The organism is Candidatus Bathyarchaeia archaeon, assembly GCA_041447175.1.
Lineage (GTDB): Archaea > Thermoproteota > Bathyarchaeia > Bathyarchaeales > Bathycorpusculaceae > JADGNF01.
In genome coordinates, this window is record CP166960.1 from 751,483 (window position 1) to 770,952 (window position 19,470).

Here is a 19,470-nt window from a genome sequence, read left to right on the forward strand (position 1 = left end):
TATTCATGTTTCCCACTGGGGCAAAGGGCAAAAAGTTATCTGCATTACTTTTGGTAGGGCTATTTTTTGCAGCGGGCGCGTTTTCAGTTATCGCTGGTGAGGGGTTTGTTTCAGCTCAACCTTTAGTGCCCCCTGTTTTGGCATGGCAACAGACCCTGCCTGAGGAGTCGGGAGTTTCTGCGAATCAGATTATACAAACCAGTGACGGCGGATATGCAGTGGTTTGTGAGGGGAACTACAAGAATTTTTCTCCGGGGGCACTTGTCAAACTGGACGCTGCGGGTCAGGTTCAGTGGAGTAAAACTTATGGTGTGGTTAATTTGTTGACTTTAATGCAGACCACAGATGACGGCTTTGCTCTGGTTGGCTACGAGTTTAGGGGCACTTCCCGCCCTGTTCTTCTTAGAACTGATTCAAACGGCAATGAACTATGGAACCAAAGCTACACCGAGTTAACCGTCAACTCGATGCTGCCCGCACCAGACGGAGGCTTCATATTTGCGGGGTCTGCTTCAACCACCCACGACGCCGCGTTGTCTGATTCTGACTTTGCCTTGGCAAAGGTGACTTCTTCAGGGACTCTTCAATGGAACAAAACATACGGCGACGCAGGCGACGATTATGCCGTTTCGGTTGTGCAAACCCTTGATGGCGGTTATGCTTTGGCTGGAACAACAACGTCGTTTGACCCTGAAGGAGAATCCAATATGTGGCTCGTAAAAACGGATTCAGAAGGCAACATGCAGTGGGACAAAGCCTTTGGAGGGTTAGGCGACAGCGCGGCTTACTCGGTTATTCAAACCAATGATGGAGGCTACGTTTTAGCGGGCGACACTAACGCTTTCGGGTTAGGCCGCTATGACGCGTGGCTAATAAAAACCGATACCACGGGCAATCTTTTATGGACCCAAACCTACGGCGGAACAGGCGAACTACCCAGCATAGGCGATTTGCCGACAAATTTTGTTGCAGGCTCAAACGGCGAGGCAGAAGACCACGCGTATTGCGTAATACAGACCCGTGATGGAGGCTTGGCCTTTGTTGGAGCTTCCTCCTACATGCCATCAGGGTCGGCAACTACCCTTGTTTGGCTAGTCAAAACCGATTCTGCTGGAAACCCCCAATGGAACCAAACCTTCGGCGCACCATTCAAGACTTGGGCAGGAAACGCCCTCATCGAAACATGCAACGGCGCTTTTGCCATTGCAGGTTTCAGGCAGGAACCTGGGTTTCCGTGGATAGGCAACGGCTATGTAGTTGAAACTGAACCCTCTTCACCTTTACCGAGCTTAACTCCAACAGTCTCCGTTTCGCCAAGCTCGCCTCCTCCCACCTTGTCTTTTCCCTCAACCATCATACTTGCCGACGGAAACATTGACCCCTCAACGTCGCCTATTCAACGCATCGGCAACCTCTACACGTTAACGGACAACTTGAATGGAGAACTCGTCCTCAATAAAGACAACGTGATTCTTGATGGCGCTGGCTATATGCTTCAGGGAAACGGCACCTTAGGCGGGCTTATAATTCGAAAGAGTCAAACTGGCGTGAACCTAACAGACCAAACCAACATCACGGTCAGGAATCTGCAGATAACTGGCTACAACTACGGCATCTACCTCCAAAACTCCACCAACATCACCCTCACCGAAAACAGAATTTCACAAAACAGCAACGGCATTTTTGAGAAAAACTCAACCTTCACCACAATTTCAAAGAGCAACCTGACACAAAACGACTACGGCGTTTTCATAACCCAATCCTTTAACAACAACTTAAGCCGCAACAACATCGATGATAGCCTCTCCTTTGGCATCACCTTAAACCAATCGGTGGGTAACGTTCTTTTCGGAAACAACCTAACCACCTCAAGCGTTGACTTTGAATCGGGCTCAAACAACCTCGTCGCGGGGAACCTCTTCTACAGCAGCTACTTTGGCATCTACCTGAACGGCGAAACCAACTCTACGGTTGTAGCAAACAATTTCACGGCCTGCAGTTTTGCCATAGATTCCCCAAGTGGCGCCTTTGGCAACTTGTTCTACCTGAACAGCTTCAACAATACGCACATTAACGAGTTTTCTGGGAAAGAGCATAATTTTTGGGACAACGGCACAGTTGGAAACTTCTGGAGTGACTACTTCACAAGGTACCCAAACGCCACTGAAGCTGACAACTCTGGGGTCGGAGACATTCCTTACGCCATGGTCTACGGCTTAACCGATGAGTACCCATATGATGGGGATGTTCCAAACCCCAACAATGTGGACCGCTATCCCCTGTTGACGCCAGTTTCAAGCACCACCGCCATGACCTTAGCGGAAGAGTTAGTTTTGGCGCATACGTGGTCGTCAACTCCGACTCTGCCCCCATACGCCACGCCTTCACCATCAACCTCCCCGCAACCCGATTCCGTATCGGCTGATTTGTGGCTGGTGCTTGCTTTTTTGGGTCTAATTGGGGTCGTTGCGGTTGCTGCGTTGGCTTTCAAATTGAGAAAGAAGCATACCTGAAAGCCTGCGCTGAGTTGCTTTGAGAATTTGAAAGCTAACCTCATGAATTCAGACTATATAGTTAATTTTGACAAAGCATATTTACCTGAAAAACCTACTTTTAATTGGACCTTTGTTTACGCCAAACCTACCTAGAGGCGACTGGAGGTGCAGGTGGACACGTGAAAAAATTCTTAGTTATGCTCATAGTGGTGTTCTTGCTGACATCTACTGCAGCCGCCGTCGTGGTGCCCTTGAGGTTGGCTGACAAAAACAAAGAAACCTCCTTTTATGTAGGTGTGTCTTTCTGCGGCAACACCACCGCTGAGGCAAAACTGCTCATCGACAAGGTGCAGGGGTACACGAATCTGTTTGTGTTGCAGTCGTGGCCTGTGAGCCGAAACGAAACCGCTGTTTACGAAGTTTGCGACTACGCTGTTGCTCATGGGTTGAGCATAATTGTCAATTTGGGCACGCGGACTGACCGTGTGACTTGGGAGTGGCAATTTCAGGTGTGGAAGAACGGAGAGACACGTTGGGGTGACAAGTTTTTGGGTGCCTATTATGATGATGAACCGGGAGGCGCTCAAATTGACTACGACTGGAATGGTTTTCTTTCTGAACGTGTAGCTTACACTGTTCCTAAAGATTCTGACCAATGGGGCAGAGAGGTTTACCTGAAGTGGCTGGAGTGGAAAACCAACGGCACCCAACCCGCAGACTACAATGCAGAAACACAGGTTTTCCTCAACTACTTTAACCATAATGAAAGTGCTTTTCAGGAGCTGAAACGTAACGGCATTAAAACCTTCATCTCTGACTACGCATTGCACTGGTTTGATTACTTGGGCGGTTATGATGTTGTTTTGGCTCAGTTCGGCTTCAATAACAGCTACGTGCAGGCAATCCAGCAGGTCCGAGGTGCAGCGAACATGCAGGGCAAAGAGTGGGGCGCCATCATAACTTGGAAGTACATGCAGGAACCCTACTTGGCCAGCGGCGAAGAAATCTACCAGCAAATGATGACGGCATATCAGGCAGGCGCAAAATACGTGGTTATCTTTGATTACCCGCAAATTGACGGGAATCCTTATGGTGTTTTAACCGAGGACCATTTTGATGCGCTGGAACGTTTCTCAAATGATGTTATGGCAACTTCCAAAATGCGGCTTTTAACAGATAACAGCCAAGCTGATGCAGTTTTGGTTTTGCCCAGCAATTATGGGTTTGGGCTCAGACGGGCAGATGACCGAATTTGGGGCTACTGGGGACCTGACCAGAAAACCGCGCAGGTCTGGGCGGCGTCACAAAACCTGCTGCTACAGTATGGGGTTCATTTGGATATCGTGTTTGATGACCCCGCTTACCCTGTTGAGGGCAAATACTCCACGGTCTACTACTGGAACCAGACCCTTTAACCGCCGCAACTGCCCTTTGCCCGCGGGGTTTTGCTTCTGTTTGATATTGCTAAGGCGGCGTTTTGGTCGTAACTTTTATAAGGTTTCCCTGCATGAGAAGATGGGGAATGGGGGTCCTAATCACTTTAGGACTCCCAAACGACAATTATTTTTGCCTCACGTTTAAGGTAGTTTTCTTTGTGTATGGTTTAAGGCGTTGCTTTGATTTTTCTCTTTAATTATACGCAGCATTTTGGAGGCTTCAAAGGCGTTTTGTGCCGAAGCGATGCGTTTTGCTTTGGCAACTTCGATTTTGGTGCCGCAGTGAGGGCAGGTGCGAGTTTTCTGGCTTGCGGGGGCGAGCAGCAACCCCATGCATTTTTTGCATTGGATGATTAGTGTGGGGGGCATTTTGGTGTGCCTCAAGCGAAAGCCTTTTCCACATACAGTTAGATAACAGTATTGGCAAGGATGCATCGCGGATGGGTGTGCCTGAAAAGCAACGGTCCAGACCCAATTTAATTGAGGTTGCCGTGAAATACTTCAAAAAAGAAGGCTTCAAAGTCAACGGTCAAGCCGTAGCCATGGAAGGCGACAGCGGAATTCTGCGCCAATTTGACCTTTTGGTGCAGAAGGGACGCGAGGAGCAGGTGGTTTGGGTGCGTGACTGGAACCGAACAATCGGCGTCAACGTCATCATCGGATTAGACACGGCTTCGGCGGACGTGCGGCTCTCCAACCCAATTATGATAGGCGAAAAATTCAGCGACCACGCTAAATCTTATTCAAACCGCCGCAAAATCATGCTGCTCACCAAGCAAAAGTTGACAACCAGCTTCCGCTAAAACGGCTACTCTTTTAGGAACTGGTCAAGTTTGCCTTCCCGCTCCAGCGTACCAAGCCAATCCACAAAGCCATACACGCAAGGTTTTTTGCCCTCCAAAACCGCCACAACCTGCTGCAACACCTCTTCTGCGGGTTTGCCTGTGGTGTCTACTTCGCAGACCTTTGCCTTATCCTGCTTCTGCAAAGCTTCCACAAGGCACACATCCAAAATTTCGGCTTGCAAATTTTCCCGCTGTTTAGCTTGGGTGTAGCCGCGTTTCTGCATGAGCTCGGAGAGCTGGGTGGGGTGGCGTCGAAGCACGAAAACGTGGCTGACCAACGGTTTTGGGGTGACTGCGGCGGCGAAATGCCCGTCGATGATGGTGTCGGTTTGTGCGTGTGTGAGGAGGCTGCGGAGTTTGCGGCGCATTTTGGCTTCGTCCACAACCGTGGTTTGCCGCTGTTTGTCCTGCTCAAGCGCCAAATGTTCCTTTTCTGTAAGCTCGGTTAGGTTGATGTATTGGGCGTTTAGTTGGCTGGCGAGTTGTTTGGCGAGGGTGGTTTTGCCTACGGCGGGTGTGCCCGTGATGAGGATGACGCGTTTAGCCATGAGTTTAGAGGGCGGCTGGGGGTAGTTAACGCTTACGGGCCCAGATGTGCCTTTGTGTTTTGGGGTTCGTGGTTGTTGGTGCACTGGTGAACCAGCATTTGTTCTTAAACAAAAAACCCAACCTTCTTCTTCAAAGTGAAGCAACAATGAACTCCCTAAAAAGAATCATCACCGTTTTGCTGTTGACCACGCTTGGGGTTGGAGCAGCCGTATGCGCTTTTGGGTCAACAACCTACACCGTCCAAAGTGACAACACCGCCAAAATCACTGTCCATTCAGGCAACGTAAGAACCACTTGGCACGCTTATGCATTTAGACCCGCCCTGCCAATGTTCCTGCAACAGCCCTCTACGCAGACAAGCAGTCAGCTAAGTGGAGCAGGGGACACGATAATTGCCCACCTAGCCGTAACCTCAACAACCGTGTATTTTGGTCAAGATGTCAAAATCATAGCCAAACTTAGCCAGCCCGTCTCAGGTTTAACTCTTACGCTGCGGTTCATGGATGCCAATCAGCCCACCTTCAACGCAGAGGACGAAGCCTACCTGCAGGCAACAATCGACTATATTCTCAGTTCCCAGTGTCAGACCACGGCGACCACCAACTGGAATGGTGTTGCAGTTTTTGATTTAGGCACCGGGCTGCCGGTAACGCAGGCTCCGTTTGACGCGTGGCACTTTAACATCATGCCCCAGTCCGTAACCAACTAGCTCCTCACCCTTTTCCTTTTTGTTTTTCTGGTTTGGTGGGTTAACTTTATTGCTTGCCCCGCGTCTTCTGATTTGGGCTGGCGAGTTGGTGTGTGGCTGTCGTTCCCTTCGGGGAATGAGGAAACTCCGCTCACGTGTAGAATTGCACCCCGACGGGGAAGCCGAGAGGCTTGGCAACAGAGCAGAAACGAAACGTCCCCCCAGACTTGGCGATGAAGCGTTAGGGACGCGGAGTGTGCTGGGTGCGGCGCGGTGAAACGGCTGTCCTGCAAGTGGAAAGGGCAAACAGGCGCCGATGAAGCATCTACCGGAAGGCGCGGGTAGCCCGATTAGCCGAATGCCACAACAAGAACAAAAAGCGGGTTACAACCAACACACCACGCCCACCTTAATTTGAGAGCTTATAACGTGCTTGTTTCTTTCAAAAAGGGGTTAGGGGAAGGTTGAGTTTCCCCTAGTCATGACCAGTACCTGCTGGCTGACGTAGTCCACAAGGTATACTTTTGAAGTTGCTGGGTTGACTGCCATGGGGTCTAAAGCTGGCCAAACTAACACTTGCAGTTTAACGCTGGACAGTGCGTCGTGTGTGGTTCCGTTAAGGCAGGAGACGTTGTAGCCCTGCGTCGTGTAAAGCAAGTTGTTCGCCGCGTCGATTGCTTCCACCTGCCCCGTAAAGTTCGCCGAGACCAGTTGCAGGTCGGTGCCGTTCAGCACTGCACCACCCACATACACGTAGTCGGTGGCGTTATTGTACATAACCGCCACATCAAATAACGGCGTCTGCGTTGCATTGACAATCATGTTGTTATCATCAATCAGGTAGGTGCCGTCGTTGCCCGTCCAAGTCGCGTACATTCCGTTGGTGTTGACATTTACTGCGACGCCGACCCGCTGTATGTAAGTGTTGTTCTCGCTGCCGGGGATGTTTACGGTGGCAATTAAACTGAAATTCAGCGCGTCATAAACCTGCACGGCGTCGCACTTGCCCCTTAATGTGGTCCAGTCTCCGATGTAAAGGCGGTTAGTGTTTGGGTTAAGCGCCAACTCGTAATAGTTGTACACCTGCTCCTCTATCGTTCCCAAGACGGCATTTGTGGCTCCGTCAAGGACGGTGATGTTGCTCCAGGTGCCAACGTACACGAGGTTGTTTTGGGGGTTAACGACGACGGCCCCCACATCCTTATCAAAAGCAATTTCACTTAGCACAGTGTTGTTTTCCCCGCTGATTATCACAAGCCCTTCTTTCGTACCCACATACACCAAGTTTGTCTGCTCATTAACCGCCACACACGTAGGATCATCAGCAAAAGCAAGAATAGCCTCCACACTCAAAACATCCGTGTCGTCAGCGGCATAAGCCCCCAACGGGGTAGAGCTAACCACAAACAGAGCCGCAAGAGCCACCAGAAAAGCAGCCTTCACGCTTTTTCCGTTAGCTACCGATTCTTTAATCTCAAACATGACTTTCACCTCCCTCACAAGCTTTGAACCTATGGCAATTCGCTTGCCAACGTAGGGCGGCGATTCACAAAGCGAGACAGCATTGACCCATCTTGTGAAAAACGGGCTCTTTGCACTAAGCAGCTTTTGGTTGCCAAGAAACGCATCTTTCAAGCAGAGGACAGAACTGTTATCGCGGTGATGAATACCAGCGGCTTGCTTTATTCTTTTCTATCCCATAACAAAACGAGCAACCCATAGAGCCGAACGCCCAAAAAAAGAAGCGGGTTACAACCAACACACCACACCCACAACAAACACACCCTGTTTCACTTTCTTTTCCTAAAGATTTTAAGCACCTCCGTGCGGGCATCCTTGAGTAATTGTGATATCTGAACTTCCACCCATCCCCTGCTTCAAATTATTTTTATCAATCAAGCAGTAAGTCTTACATAAGAAACAGCAGAAAAATAATCTCACAAACAAAGCATGAAGCCAAATCGCCCCTTGCCTTGTTTAGTTCTGGGTTTTTCTCCACAAATACTATGAAACTTTATATTTAAGGGAACGTGTAATTTTAGTGTTAATTTGAGGGGAAGGAGAATTGAAGGTTTATTATTTAGAGAATAAGTTGAATCGTTTGAATGCTTTAGCGAAGTGTTTGCGGGTTGCTGTTTTGGTTGGGCTGCTTTTTTCAGGTCTACTCATGGCAGCATCAGCCATCGGCTTTGCCGCTGCAGCGGATGCTCCTGCTACCCAGTGGAGTCAAACCTACGGCGGAACAGACTGGGATTATGCGGAGTGTGTGGTTCAGACTAGTGATGGCGGGTATGCACTAGCAGGCTACACAGCTTCGTTTGGTGCAGGCTACAGTGATTTTTGGTTGGTGAAGACTGATGCTTCTGGTACTTTGCAGTGGAGTCAAAATTATGGCGGACCAGGCAGTGAGTGGGCGTATTGTGTGGTTCAGACTAGTGATGGCGGGTATGCACTAGCAGGTCGAACAGCTTCGTTTGGTGCAGGCTTTGATTTTTGGTTGGTGAAGACTGATGCTTCTGGTACTTTGCAGTGGAGTCAAAATTATGGCGGACCAGGCAGTGAGTGGGCGTATTGTGTGGTTCAGACTAGTGATGGCGGGTATGCACTAGCAGGTCGAACAGCTTCGTTTGGTGCAGGCTTTGATTTTTGGTTGGTGAAGACTGATGCTTCTGGTACTTTGCAGTGGAGTCAAAATTATGGCGGACCAGGCAGTGAGTGGGCGTATTGTGTGGTTCAGACTAGTGATGGCGGGTATGCACTAGCAGGTCGAACAGCTTCGTTTGGTGCAGGCAGCAATGATTTTTGGTTGGTGAAGACTGCTCCTGATAGTTTGTTTGTTGTGCCTGAGTCTGCCTTTGGCGCTCTGGGCACAATAGTCGCCTGCATAACAGCCATGGCAATAATAGCCACAAACAAAAAACGCCAAACCAAATAACACAGCCCCAAACCACACTTCTTTTTATCAGAAAAACGCAGAAGTATAGTTTTGAGTCTGCAGCCCAAAAAGAGGGCAGAAGCAACTTCTCTGAACTTATCTTCAGAAAGGTTAAGCCCAGTTGTGGCGCTAAGAATGGAATTGAATGCACGGAGGCGCTTTCTTTTTCTGCACTCATTGCTCTGTCTTTTTAGAGTATATTGTTCTGATGCAGGTTCAAAGAATTTTTTTATGTGAATTAGCTTGAAAATTGAGGATTCTTTACAAACATGCATTTATTGACGTGGTGCTTGACACATTGTCTGCGCAATGCTGCTGTTGCCCTCACTGTTTCTATTATGGTTTACTTTAAAAAACCAAAAAATAGGGAGAAGCTTTGAAAACTATTTTTCTGGGGTAGTTCGCTGATTTTGATGTCTTTGCTGAAGCGTTGGAGGTCTTGGTCTTGGGAGTAGAGGATGTTTGCTTTTTGGTTTATGGCTGTGGCTACGATTAGGGCATCGGGTAGTTTTCCGCCTCTTTTAGCCCTCAGGTTGGCGGCTAAGTCTGCAATTTCAAACGTGACGGACACAATTTTGAAGCCGTTAAGCGTTAAGTCTTCAAGCAGTTTTTTTGTTTTTGCAGCTTTAATTTGGTTCAGGGCATTTTTCATTGTTTGTCTTCTCATTCTTCGCGAAGCTTTCGCTGATGTTTTAAGGGGTCGCCGAAAACGCCTTTGCCGATGCCTTTCAAGTCCACTACTGGGTTAAAAGGTTTTAGAAGCAAGCCGTCTTCGGTCTTGTTGATTTCAACTATTATTCCTTCTTCGATGTGGTGTTTTTTGCGGAGTTTTTGGGGAATAACTACTTGCTCTCGCATGTCCACCTTTACTTTTTCTGACATAATATCTATCAGATAATGGTCATTCAGGGAATTAACGTTTCTTACAAAAGTTGATTTCTGAAACCGCTTAGATAACTGGCTAAATGGCAGAAACGGCAGATTAAAGATTAAACCAAAACTACGCCACTAAATCAAGTTGCTTATTTAACCGATTGGGCAAACGTTTGTTGGTTGCCCTCTGAGGGGCTCTTTATTGTGGCAGAAATGTGGGGTGGGGGTTAAGCGGCTTGTTTAATGTAGCCTTCTACCACTTCGTCAGATAGCATTTCCATTTTCTTTGTTGCCGCCGGTATGACAGCGATTTTTATTCGGGGCGGCGCCTGTCTTGAATCAACCGCTTTCACTAAGCACTTCACTGCAAGCGCGGTGATTTGTTGAAGCGTCAAATCTTCCCGGTACTCTTTTTGCAGCATTGACAGCACGTTTTCGCTTCCTGCACCAATTGCCGTGGCTTTGTATCGTTTGTAGGTTCCACTTGGATGCGTAGCAGTTATGCATGCGCCTGTTTTGTCGACGCCGCCAAAGATTATTGAAACCCCAAACGGTCGTCCGCCGCCGTTTTGCGTGTACGTTTGCTGGGTGTCGCACACTTGTTCGGTTACGGTTTCTACGTCAATGGGTTCATCAAAGTTTAAAATGTTGTTTTGCGCGTTTGTGCGTGCCTTATCTATAAGCACTCTAGCATCTGAACTTAAACCTACAATAGCTGCGCCTATATGGTTGTCCACTTGAAAAATTTTCCATGAACATTTGGGGTCCTCAAATGCTTCAATGTTTTCTTCTGCTCCAAGAACACAGCCTTCAGGACAGTGGATGCCTAAAATGGTGGATCCGCGGTTCACAGCTTCCATTGCGTATTCCACTTGGAAAAGCCGTCCGTCGGGGCTGAAAACGGTGTTTATGTGGTCATATGCTCCAGGTTTTACAAATGCAGACATGGCATTACCCATCCGTGTTGTGCTTTTACGCCTTCAGCATCATATAAGGGTTAGCTATATTTAATTACGCATTTCAAGGAAAGGAGCATAGTAGACTTTCACTGGACATTTCGGGGGAACAACTGCTTTCCTTTTTCCGTGTAGGCGATGAAGCCGAGTTTGTTAAAGAAGTCCAGTTGGTCGTCCAGCTCGCCGCCCTCCACAAGCTTGCCTTCTACCACGCGAAAGAAGAAAACCATGGGCAGGGTGACTTTGTTGCCTGTTGGGGGAAGGGGGACTCCGAAAAGGTTCCAACTGCCCGTGTGGGTGCCTGTGGCGGTGACTTTGACCCAGACCCACTCTCCCTCGGCAATCATGTCTTGGATGGTTTCATGCCAGTCAGGGAACCCCTCAAACGCCAAGGTGAAGAGTTGCTTAAAGTTGTCTCTGCCTTGCTGCTGATGCGTGTGGTCAACGTAGTCCAGCGAGACCAGTTCTTCGAATATGTTCAGGTTGCGGTTGTTGTATGCGTCAATAAATTTTCGAATGATTGATTTGTTTTCTTCCGCTGACAAAAAATCACCAATCCTAATGGTTTTGATGGCGTTTAACAGTTTTTGCCTCTACGGGCGCATGTTGTCAGGGCGTGGATGGCTGTTTTCTGGTTTGTAAATTATTAAGGTGTCGGGTTCTTTGTTTATGGTGTGCTTTGTTTTCCACATGCTGCCGCTTTGGTACGCCAGTTGATGTTTGGCTACTATGTCGTGCACGCAGTTACGTGTCTTCTCATCCAACGGCATCCGAACAATAATCCGATAACCCGCGTCGCTTGGCGTGTTAGAGGGTGCTACCTCCAGCGGGTGCCCATCCAAACCCAAACAGCAGTCAAGAAGCTCCTTCACAACAGATATGGCTTCTTCGCGTTTCAAAACTGTCCCTCGCATGTTAGATTAAAGAAAAATTGGGGGTTGCGGCTGTTTATAATCCGCTGCCGTCTGGGATGCCGTCACCCGAGTTTGGCGCTGGTCCAACACCGGGATTGTCGGGGCGTTCAAGTCCACTTCCATCTGGAACACCGTCGCCCATGTTTGGGGCAGGTCCAGAGGCGTTGCTTGCCGCTGCAACTCCTACGCCCAGAGCCAACGTTAAGAGCCCAACGACTAGGATGATGCTAAAGATTTTCTTTATTTTAAAAGCCTCCAACACTAAAGTGTTGTTAAAATCATATTAAAGATTTTTGGACAAGCACGAGTACTACTTCGGCTGTCCTAAATCGGACTCCTTACCAGTACAATAGCTCCATAGCGCTACAGGCTATGTTTAACATGAAGCCAACCCCTGGCATCCTTTTGTGGATTAGCCCCAAGTTGTAGTCATGTTTAGAACTTGTTAGCATCTTCGGTTTTTTCGAAAGTTATTAAAGCACTCTCATACATATCGTAATCTTCGGAGACCGTAAATGCCAAAAAAAGAAAAACCTTTAACCAAAAAAGAGCGCGACGAGAAACGAAAAGCGAAAAAGGCAAAGCAAAGCAAAACGCAAACTTCCTAAGCCCCAAAGAGCTTTGTAAGCTTTTTTCTAATTAACCTTTTCTATGCATTTTGTCCAGTCAGAATCACCAAATGGGCGGTCTTCATTTCTTATCTGTAGCGCCTGTAGGCGTGTTGCGTTGGGTTCTTATAGACACCTCAAGAGGGTAAAACAAGTTTAAAAGCTTGAACGCTGTTACTGCATTTGTTGAGATTATGCCAAGTGTAGCTAGACGTAAAGCAAAAAATACTCAGAATGCACAACAGAAAAAGCTGCAACGGGAAAAGGAAGCAAAAAAGAAACTGGAGCGGCAGCAGCTTCCTGCTAAAGGTAAAAAACGGTAGTCAAAAGTCAAGGCGCCCCGTTGTTGACTTAAGCAGGTTTGTTGTGTCAAGAAATCTTTACTAGCAACCTTTTTTGTGTCAGGAAACCTTTACAAACACCCATTTTTAGGCGAACGCATAGCTGGTTTTTGGGGTTTAGGATGAAACAGCAGCATGCATTAGCACTCCAGCCAAATCCAGACGTAGACGCGTCTGTTTCTGGAAATGAGCCTTCTTTTTCTAACCTGCCCGCCATGGACTCTCACGCAGAAAAAACTGCAGTGGGGGCATCTGCGTAATTGGATAGCCACAACCAAATCCAAGGACGCCCCGTAAACGTTGACCTGATACGCACCACCGCCATGTTTGGCGTTCTGCTGCTGCACGCGGCAGGCAGATATCCCACAACCCCCAACGAGCTCCAACAAATGGCGCCTCTGGCGTTCGTGGGTTGGGGCATCGTGGACATTTACCAAAGCATCGCCGTACCTCTGGGCGTTCCCCTTTTCTTGATGCTCACGGGCGCGCTTCTTTTGCAGCCCGAAAAAACCAACGAACCCTTGGGCGTGTTCTTCAAGAAACGCTGGTCACGTTTAGGTTTGCCTACATTGTTTTGGTGTGTTGCGTATTTTGCTTGGGACTTTCTGGTTCAAGGCATCCCGTTCACTTCCAGCGCCATCATCCAAGGACTCCTTAATGGCCCCTACACCCAGTTGTGGTATCTTTACGTGCTTGCAGGACTTTACCTTCTCACGCCGATTTTACGCGTGTTCATGGCGCATGCAAACCAGACTTTGATAAAGTACTTCGTGATTTTGTGGGTTATCAGCGTTGCCGTTTTGCCCTTTTTTGGCTTATTCTCGCCCTACATGTTAAACGAAAACGTTTTTACCCTAACGGGGTATGTGGGCTTCTTTGTTTTAGGCACCTACCTTCTCACCGTAAACGTGCCCCGCAAAACCCTCCTGACCCTTGCAGCTCTGGGTGTGGCTTTGACTGCCGTGGGCACCTACGCGTTGGCAGCGACGGTTGGCGGAACCGAAATGTACTTCTTCCAGCAATACTTCAGCCCAACCATCCTTTTAACTTCCACCATGGTGTTTTTGCTACTGCTCACCTCGAAGCCGCCTTCCACCCAAAAAGATGCGCATCCCTCAATAATCAGTCGACTAATTCAACTTATCAGCGAAAACACGTTGGGCATATTCTTCATTCACGTCATGATAATTGAATCCATCCAAAAAGGCTACCTGGGCTTCACACTCAACCGCACCATCCTTAACCCCATAGTTGAGGTTCCCATCCTGACCATAATTGTCATGTTCATTTCGCTGGGGATAATTCTTTTGCTCAAAAAAATCCCCTACCTCAAGAGGCTGATTGACTAATGCTGACGAAACAAAAATTCCAATCGCAAACACCTCTTCTTCTTCGCAGGGCGCGAACAAGCAAAAACCATATTTTATCAAACAAGAAACTAGACTGCAGCATTCCGCGAGACAGCAAAATGACTATACCAAATTCGCGGCTTCTCAATGTGGGTGTGCTGATTGTTCTGCTTGTTTTCTTAGGGGTGCTTGCGTTCTTTGTTGTAACCACCACAAACCAGCCTCCTACGGACTCAATTCGTGTGGCCTGTGTCGGCGACAGCCTCACCCAATTAACCTACTACCCAAACGACCTTAAGCAAATGCTCGGTTCCGACTATACAGTTCGTAACTTCGGTGTTGGCTCCACCACTGTCTCGCTTGAATCCGAAACGCCATACATGAACACCAGCAAATTTCAGGACGCACTGGAGTTTAACCCTGACATAGTAGTCCTCATGCTGGGAACCAACGACGCCCAACCCAGCCTTCACCAGTACAACGCCAGTTTTGTGGACAACTACCTCACGCTGGTTGCCGCATTCCAAGCGCTTCCCAGTGACCCTCAAATCTGGATTGTGCTGCCCCCACCCATTTTTGATGACCAGTCAGGCAAAATAAGCCCCCAATATTTCGCTGACACCCTTATCCCCATCATCGGGCAGGTGGCAGAGCAGGCTGACCTGCCAGTTATCGACGTGTATTCGGCTTTGGCTGATGGCGCACAGTATTTTCCTGACGGTGTCCACCCTGACCAAAAAGGCGCCGAGATAATCGCCCAAACGATATACAAAGCGTTAACTACACAAACAATTGAACCGACGCATTTGCCGTCCTAACAAACAATATGCGTGCAAACGGTGGGCTCCTCAGCTAAAACTGCCTTCAAGCGGTCGGGGAACTTGCCGTTTACAACAAAGCAATCTAACGGGTGCTCTAAAAGTAACTGGGGCAGAAACGTGTCTACGCTGGTGTGTTGCCCAAATTTTAGCAGTTCCCGCGCCGAAACTGTGTTGAGCAGTTTGGCGTTTGGGTTTTGTTTGGGGTTTTGGGTGAAGATGCCGTCTACGTCGGTGGCAAACACTACTTTTGGTGCGTCAAGTTGGTTGGCTATGTAGGCGGCGATGGAGTCCGAGGTGACTTCCCACGAAGGCGTGAACGGGTCGCCCTCAAGTAGCAGTGTAGCGGGCAGAAAAATGGGAACTGCGCCTGTGCCCGAAATCGTGAAGGCATCTTTGAGTGAGCGGCAAACCTGGCTATCAGGAATAAGCTGGGTGAGCAGCAAGCCGTACTGGTCCATGGCCAGAATTGCCATCCGATGCGACACCGCCGCAGGCAAGCTAAACTTGGCGTCCAAGTCCCTAACCGTGTCTGCGAATTTGCCCCCGCCGGGCACCACGACAATTTGGTGTGTCCTGGCGATTTCAGAAATTGCCTTCCCAAGTGCCTCTAAGGTTGCGGGGTCTTCGGATAGGCTGCCGCCGACTTTAATCACGGCATCCAATTAACATCCCTGACTTCCAGTTTGGTAGCCACCTTTAACGCTACACCCACCGAAGGAGAAACCAACGCCGTCCCCGCAGGGAGCACATCTTCGATGCTCACGATTTGAGCGATACCTGCCCGCTCTGCAGCTCTGCGAGCCAGAAAATCTTTGCCCATTCCCGTAACAACTACAGGAATTGTTCTTTTCGGGCTGCCTTTTACACGGCTGTAAATCTGATTTAGTGCTTCCGTAATCTGTCCTACTTGTTCTCGGTAAACTGCAACGGCAATCGCGTGAATTTCTTGCCCCGAAAGCATCTCCACATCGGCGCAGACCACCCGTGCCAAGCGTGCCGCAGCGTCGTCTACTGTTTTTCCTTTGCCATCAGCCGTTTCCGTCGTGTATTGCTCAGGGGTAATGTTGCCTAAAAAGAGGTGCACGTCGCCGCTTTGAGCAAACAGCTCTGAAGAAACCCTTGCCGCACCTCCATGCACAGGGACGCGGCTGACAACTGCCGCAACGTTGGTTCGCAGGCAGCCTGTGTACACAAGTTCGCCGTTTATGAGTTTCTCCAAATCTGTTTTGCCTTCCGCCGCAACCACGCCGCCTTTTATTGGAATGATGCTGGTGCTTGTGCTGCCCGCATCCACAACGACGCAGTCCTGTAGGTACTGGGAGACCAGCCATCCCGTCGCCGCCCAATTCGCCGCGGCTACCTTGAGTGGTTCAGCTTTTGCAGCTTCAACCGACTGCAGTTCTGCATCAACGTCTAAAACCCACACTTTTACACCTTGAAAAACTTGGCTAACGCAGTCGAGTACGTGGTGGATGCCTTCGCGTTTGGTGCGATAGATGTCGGAGAGTTCCGCCGTAATTGTAACTGCAACTCCGTCAAGCGCCACAGGCCCCGCTACTTTGCCCTTGATGCTGGAGAGCATTTCGCATAGCTGTTTGGTGTCTTTTTTCCAGAACGGGAAATACTCCAGCGCTGACTTGTATTCTGTAACAGTGGCGTCTTTGGTTGATATGTATGTGGCTTTGGTGTTGGCGCCACCTATGTCTAATCCTAAAACGGTTACCATGGTTTCTGTCCCTTCTCCCAGATGTCTTTGAGGTCCTCTTTAGCTTTATGCATTTGTTGGAGTGCTTGCTCGGTTGTGGCTCCACAGGAACGGAGCATTCCATAAGAGGTTTCCTGCCCATACAGGGGAAACGGCGGCGAAACCAACGCCTCCAACGCACAGAAGTTTTGCCAAGCAAAAATTATGGGGCGTTCAATGGGCACTTTAGAGAAACAACAAACCCCGTTAAACTCCACGTTACTGGCAGCTTCCTCTTTGAGCAGTGCATCGGCGATGTTGAGCTTGCTTGCTTTTCTTAGCCCAACGTAGGACGTGGTTAAGCGAGGGTTAACCTCCATCACGTACACTTTCTGTGTGCCCAAAATCACGTCAACTCCAACATACCCAAACAGTCCACGGAAGGATTGGACTAAACGTTTAGCTGCCTCAAACGCCTCAGCTTTTAGGGGATAATCGAACGGAACCAAACCACCGTTATAATTTGACTCACCTTCAGGCGAAGCCAACGTCAAATCCTGCAAGTTCAAACTCAAAGGCAACACCTCTCCACCTCGGCAGAGCAAGCTGACGCTAGCGGGAACCCCCTGCACAAACTCCTGTGCACAAACCCCCACGTTTCCTGCCTCCCCAAAAATCTTGTCAACCGCAGCTTCAACCTCAAAGGCTTCTTGAACCACACTCAACCCGCCGCATCCAGCGCTGCTGACGGGTTTAATCACCGCGGGAAAACCTACCTCGTTCTCGACTGTTTCCGCCATAGCTTCTATCGAGTCTGACGGGTTTAGCTGAATGGTTTTGGGGAAATTTAAGCCCAGCTGCTTGGCGTGCTCGGCGACCTCGGCTTTATCGGACGCTTGGGCTATGGCGCTGGCGGAACAGTTCAGGGAACGGGCGTTTGAGGATTCAACGCGTTTAGTCAGGTAATGCAGTATGCCCTCAGACTCAGGCGCCACCATATAAGCTGCTTCTGCCCAACTCAGTGCAGCTTTAAGCACTTGCTCAAACTCCTCTAACTTGTTAACTTGGCGTATGTTGTCGGCTTGCAGGGGCGGGTTGAACCGTGCAATACGAGCATCAAGCAGAACGGTAACCTCATGCCCAGCCGCCTTGAAATCCTCGGCTAATCCCCTAAGCATGGAGAAGCCTTCACAGAGCAAGCTGCTTGAAAGGGGTTCCCCTATGTATCCGCCGCTGCAAATGTGTTCGTAAAGTAGAATCCTCAAGTGTCAGTCACCAAAACCGAAGAATCCGCTGTTGGCTTAAAGCTTTTGCCCAAAAATGCGTTTGGTTTTATAGGTCGGCTACTTCTGGATAGACCCCTGCCCCTCTACCTTTTCAGTACAGTCTCCACTGGCTAAGTGGTTGTGCCGTAAAAGTCCAACGTAACCTTGGCGTCCGTGAACTGGGATGAAGCTTTAGCGTCCACAAGCACGGCAAAAATCACGTTGGGGTATCCGTAAAGCTGCAGAAAATCTTCATCATCCAACCAAACCGAGCCGCTGCTGTTGAAGGTTTTCTCGACGCTGCCTCCAACCACGTTGTCAACAAACTCCAGTCTCAGCCTCACTGTAATTGTCTCGTTGTTGGCAAAGCTGCCTTGCACGGAGATTTTTGGTTTAAAGCTGGCGATGGTGGCGGGATGCACCTGAACAATCTCGGTTTGCCCATACACATTTGCTCCAAGGGGAATTGGGATGTTTGTTTGTTTGAAAACGCCGCCGACACCAAAAATCCACACGCTGTACGGGTTAGATATGCGAGCCGTCCAGTTGCCCAAAATGTTTACGCCTGCCTCAAACACCGGCGACTGATACGCGTCTGCACCAATTTTCATGGCAAACAACAGGGCATCGTCAAGAGGAAGCGCAGCGAAGGACTCAAACACCACGCTTTCCATCGCGGTTTTGTACATGGAGCCCTCCAGCTGCAGCCCCGTCTGGTTAAATTGTCCAAATTCGCCAATCCACACTCGGACATCTTGCATGAGGCTGTCGGTGAATTCAGCTTGCGGCTCCACCGTTATGGCAACGGAGTTGTCCATCTGGTTAAAGTAGCATCGGGTGACCTCAGTGTTGGCGTAGGAGCCCGTTGAGTTTCCGCCTATAATTGGGCTGCTGCTGTTTGTCCGAAAAACCAAGCCCTGAACGCATTTGTCAAAATGAATCGTGTCAATACGGGTACCCTCCGACCACGTATTCGTATTCACTAGCTCCAAGCCGGCGGTGCAGTTCTGGAAAATCATGTTTGTCACCGTGGTTCGGAACGAATTTTGAACCCGCACCGTCCCGTTCACGACGACAAAACCTGAAAGCTGATTGTTCACTGAGTTGGCGTAGTCCACGCCGTAGATGACTATTCTGTGTCCGTTAGCGTTGAGGGTGGCGCCGTCGCTGTCCAGACGCGTGTTTTTCTTGTTTGACATGTAAATGTCTGAGGTTAAGTCGTACTGGTCTGCCTTGACGTAGATGTTGTTGCCCGCGGAGAGTGCTGAATTGAAAACCGCTGAGGCGTCAGTGGAGTTAAGCGCAACGTAGCCCGTTTTGCCGTCTTTAGCTAAGTACTCGGAGGCGTTGATTTGGTAGTTCCAGACGCGGTATATCACGTAGTCGTACTGCTCGATGGGTAGGCGGGCGTTGAGGTTGTCGATTTTGCCGTTAAGCAAATCCTTGATGGCGTAGTCGGTTTGGTTTAGGGACGTGTAGGCTTGGTTTAGGGTTTGGTTGAGGTCGGCGAGGTCTTGGCTGCGCTGCTGTTCCTGTATGCTGTTGTAGTGGAATATGAGGTAAGTGTTGGAAACTGACAAAGCCAGAACGGCAATTAAAAGCACCCCGAGGATACGGTTGGGTTGAGCCAGATTCATCGTTCTTCGTCCCAAGCCAAATGAGTTAAACTATGAATACATGTGATAAGTTAAATAACGTTTCCAAAAATCAA

23 protein-coding genes and 1 other RNA gene are annotated in these 19,470 nt (G+C 49.1%); 11 read left to right on the plus strand and 13 right to left on the minus strand.

All coding sequences use genetic code 11. The features are described from left to right. Positions 1-5: 5 nt before the first annotated feature. Entirely contained in the window at positions 6-2,513 is a 2,508-nt protein-coding gene (locus tag ACBZ72_03950; GenBank protein ID XES78034.1) for a nitrous oxide reductase family maturation protein NosD, read from the plus strand. A gap of 161 nt (positions 2,514-2,674) precedes the next feature. Next, positions 2,675-3,910, plus strand: a complete 1,236-nt coding sequence (locus ACBZ72_03955; GenBank protein ID XES78035.1) for a hypothetical protein — start codon at positions 2,675-2,677, stop codon at positions 3,908-3,910. 162 nt (positions 3,911-4,072) lie between these two features. Here the strand turns inward: ACBZ72_03955 and ACBZ72_03960 are convergent, their stop codons facing one another. Further along, positions 4,073-4,300 (minus strand): DUF1922 domain-containing protein, encoded by a 228-nt coding sequence (locus tag ACBZ72_03960; protein ID XES78036.1) that lies wholly within the window; start codon positions 4,298-4,300, stop codon positions 4,073-4,075. Positions 4,301-4,371: 71 nt separating this feature from the next. On the opposite strand from ACBZ72_03960, the gene ACBZ72_03965 reads away from it, so the two are divergent. After that, positions 4,372-4,734 (plus strand): restriction endonuclease, encoded by a 363-nt coding sequence (locus ACBZ72_03965; GenBank protein XES78037.1) that lies wholly within the window; start codon positions 4,372-4,374, stop codon positions 4,732-4,734. A gap of 5 nt (positions 4,735-4,739) precedes the next feature. Here ACBZ72_03965 and ACBZ72_03970 read toward each other — a convergent pair whose 3' ends face one another. Further along, positions 4,740-5,408 (minus strand): adenylate kinase family protein, encoded by a 669-nt coding sequence (locus ACBZ72_03970; GenBank protein XES78038.1) that lies wholly within the window; start codon positions 5,406-5,408, stop codon positions 4,740-4,742. A 62-nt stretch (positions 5,409-5,470) separates the two neighbouring features. Between ACBZ72_03970 and ACBZ72_03975 the strand changes: the two genes are divergently transcribed. Together ACBZ72_03975 and rnpB are read left to right on the plus strand one after the other, a co-directional pair. Beyond that, the gene (locus ACBZ72_03975) at positions 5,471-6,034 is read left to right on the plus strand and encodes a hypothetical protein (protein XES78039.1); all 564 of its coding nucleotides are present in this window, start codon (positions 5,471-5,473) and stop codon (positions 6,032-6,034) included. 80 nt (positions 6,035-6,114) lie between these two features. Further along, positions 6,115-6,412: RNase P RNA component (gene rnpB / locus ACBZ72_03980), an RNA gene on the plus strand. Positions 6,413-6,466: 54 nt separating this feature from the next. On the opposite strand, the gene ACBZ72_03985 is transcribed toward rnpB, so the two are convergent. Then, positions 6,467-7,495: a YncE family protein gene (locus ACBZ72_03985; protein XES78040.1), complete on the minus strand. Its 1,029-nt coding sequence runs from the start codon at positions 7,493-7,495 to the stop codon at positions 6,467-6,469. Between the two features lie 610 nt (positions 7,496-8,105). Here ACBZ72_03985 and ACBZ72_03990 point away from each other — a divergent pair. After that, a complete protein-coding gene (locus tag ACBZ72_03990; GenBank protein ID XES78041.1) occupies positions 8,106-8,948 on the plus strand; it encodes a hypothetical protein in 843 nt (280 codons plus the stop codon). A gap of 343 nt (positions 8,949-9,291) precedes the next feature. Here ACBZ72_03990 and ACBZ72_03995 read toward each other — a convergent pair whose 3' ends face one another. The 6 genes from ACBZ72_03995 to ACBZ72_04020 all read right to left on the minus strand — a co-directional run bounded on the left by ACBZ72_03995 (position 9,292) and on the right by ACBZ72_04020 (position 11,950). Then, on the minus strand, positions 9,292-9,600 hold the full coding sequence (locus ACBZ72_03995; protein ID XES78042.1) for a type II toxin-antitoxin system VapC family toxin: 309 nt from the start codon (positions 9,598-9,600) through the stop codon (positions 9,292-9,294). Between the two features lie 11 nt (positions 9,601-9,611). After that, entirely contained in the window at positions 9,612-9,830 is a 219-nt protein-coding gene (locus tag ACBZ72_04000; GenBank protein ID XES78043.1) for an AbrB/MazE/SpoVT family DNA-binding domain-containing protein, read from the minus strand. A gap of 218 nt (positions 9,831-10,048) precedes the next feature. Beyond that, positions 10,049-10,768: an archaeal proteasome endopeptidase complex subunit alpha gene (locus tag ACBZ72_04005; protein ID XES78044.1), complete on the minus strand. Its 720-nt coding sequence runs from the start codon at positions 10,766-10,768 to the stop codon at positions 10,049-10,051. Between the two features lie 98 nt (positions 10,769-10,866). Continuing rightward, positions 10,867-11,322, minus strand: coding sequence for an ester cyclase (locus tag ACBZ72_04010; protein XES78045.1), 456 nt, complete (start codon positions 11,320-11,322; stop codon positions 10,867-10,869). A gap of 48 nt (positions 11,323-11,370) precedes the next feature. Further along, positions 11,371-11,676: a hypothetical protein gene (locus ACBZ72_04015; protein ID XES78046.1), complete on the minus strand. Its 306-nt coding sequence runs from the start codon at positions 11,674-11,676 to the stop codon at positions 11,371-11,373. Between the two features lie 49 nt (positions 11,677-11,725). Further along, complete coding sequence (locus ACBZ72_04020; GenBank protein ID XES78047.1) at positions 11,726-11,950, minus strand: hypothetical protein; 225 nt, start codon at positions 11,948-11,950, stop codon at positions 11,726-11,728. A gap of 513 nt (positions 11,951-12,463) precedes the next feature. On the opposite strand from ACBZ72_04020, the gene ACBZ72_04025 reads away from it, so the two are divergent. The 4 genes from ACBZ72_04025 to ACBZ72_04040 all read left to right on the plus strand — a co-directional run bounded on the left by ACBZ72_04025 (position 12,464) and on the right by ACBZ72_04040 (position 14,807). Next, positions 12,464-12,622: a hypothetical protein gene (locus ACBZ72_04025; protein XES78048.1), complete on the plus strand. Its 159-nt coding sequence runs from the start codon at positions 12,464-12,466 to the stop codon at positions 12,620-12,622. Positions 12,623-12,762: 140 nt separating this feature from the next. After that, complete coding sequence (locus ACBZ72_04030; GenBank protein XES78049.1) at positions 12,763-12,900, plus strand: hypothetical protein; 138 nt, start codon at positions 12,763-12,765, stop codon at positions 12,898-12,900. Continuing rightward, a complete protein-coding gene (locus tag ACBZ72_04035; GenBank protein ID XES78050.1) occupies positions 12,901-13,989 on the plus strand; it encodes an acyltransferase in 1,089 nt (362 codons plus the stop codon). 119 nt (positions 13,990-14,108) lie between these two features. Further along, complete coding sequence (locus ACBZ72_04040) at positions 14,109-14,807, plus strand: GDSL-type esterase/lipase family protein (GenBank protein XES78051.1); 699 nt, start codon at positions 14,109-14,111, stop codon at positions 14,805-14,807. On the opposite strand, the gene ACBZ72_04045 is transcribed toward ACBZ72_04040, so the two are convergent. From ACBZ72_04045 to ACBZ72_04055, 3 genes are read right to left on the minus strand one after another with little or no spacing between them, the layout of a single operon-like run. Continuing rightward, positions 14,804-15,463, minus strand: a complete 660-nt coding sequence (locus ACBZ72_04045) for a delta 1-pyrroline-5-carboxylate synthetase (GenBank protein ID XES78648.1) — start codon at positions 15,461-15,463, stop codon at positions 14,804-14,806. The genes ACBZ72_04040 and ACBZ72_04045 overlap by 4 nt on opposite strands. After that, a complete protein-coding gene (locus ACBZ72_04050) occupies positions 15,460-16,536 on the minus strand; it encodes a hydantoinase/oxoprolinase family protein (GenBank protein ID XES78052.1) in 1,077 nt (358 codons plus the stop codon). The genes ACBZ72_04045 and ACBZ72_04050 overlap by 4 nt, the downstream gene beginning before the upstream one ends. Next, positions 16,530-17,759, minus strand: coding sequence for an ATP-grasp domain-containing protein (locus tag ACBZ72_04055; GenBank protein XES78053.1), 1,230 nt, complete (start codon positions 17,757-17,759; stop codon positions 16,530-16,532). The genes ACBZ72_04050 and ACBZ72_04055 overlap by 7 nt, the downstream gene beginning before the upstream one ends. Here ACBZ72_04055 and ACBZ72_04060 point away from each other — a divergent pair, their 5' ends adjacent. Next, positions 17,760-17,894 (plus strand): hypothetical protein, encoded by a 135-nt coding sequence (locus ACBZ72_04060; protein ID XES78054.1) that lies wholly within the window; start codon positions 17,760-17,762, stop codon positions 17,892-17,894. Here ACBZ72_04060 and ACBZ72_04065 read toward each other — a convergent pair. Next, on the minus strand, positions 17,891-19,396 hold the full coding sequence (locus tag ACBZ72_04065) for a hypothetical protein (GenBank protein ID XES78055.1): 1,506 nt from the start codon (positions 19,394-19,396) through the stop codon (positions 17,891-17,893). The genes ACBZ72_04060 and ACBZ72_04065 overlap by 4 nt on opposite strands. Between the last annotated feature and the right edge of the window lie 74 nt (positions 19,397-19,470).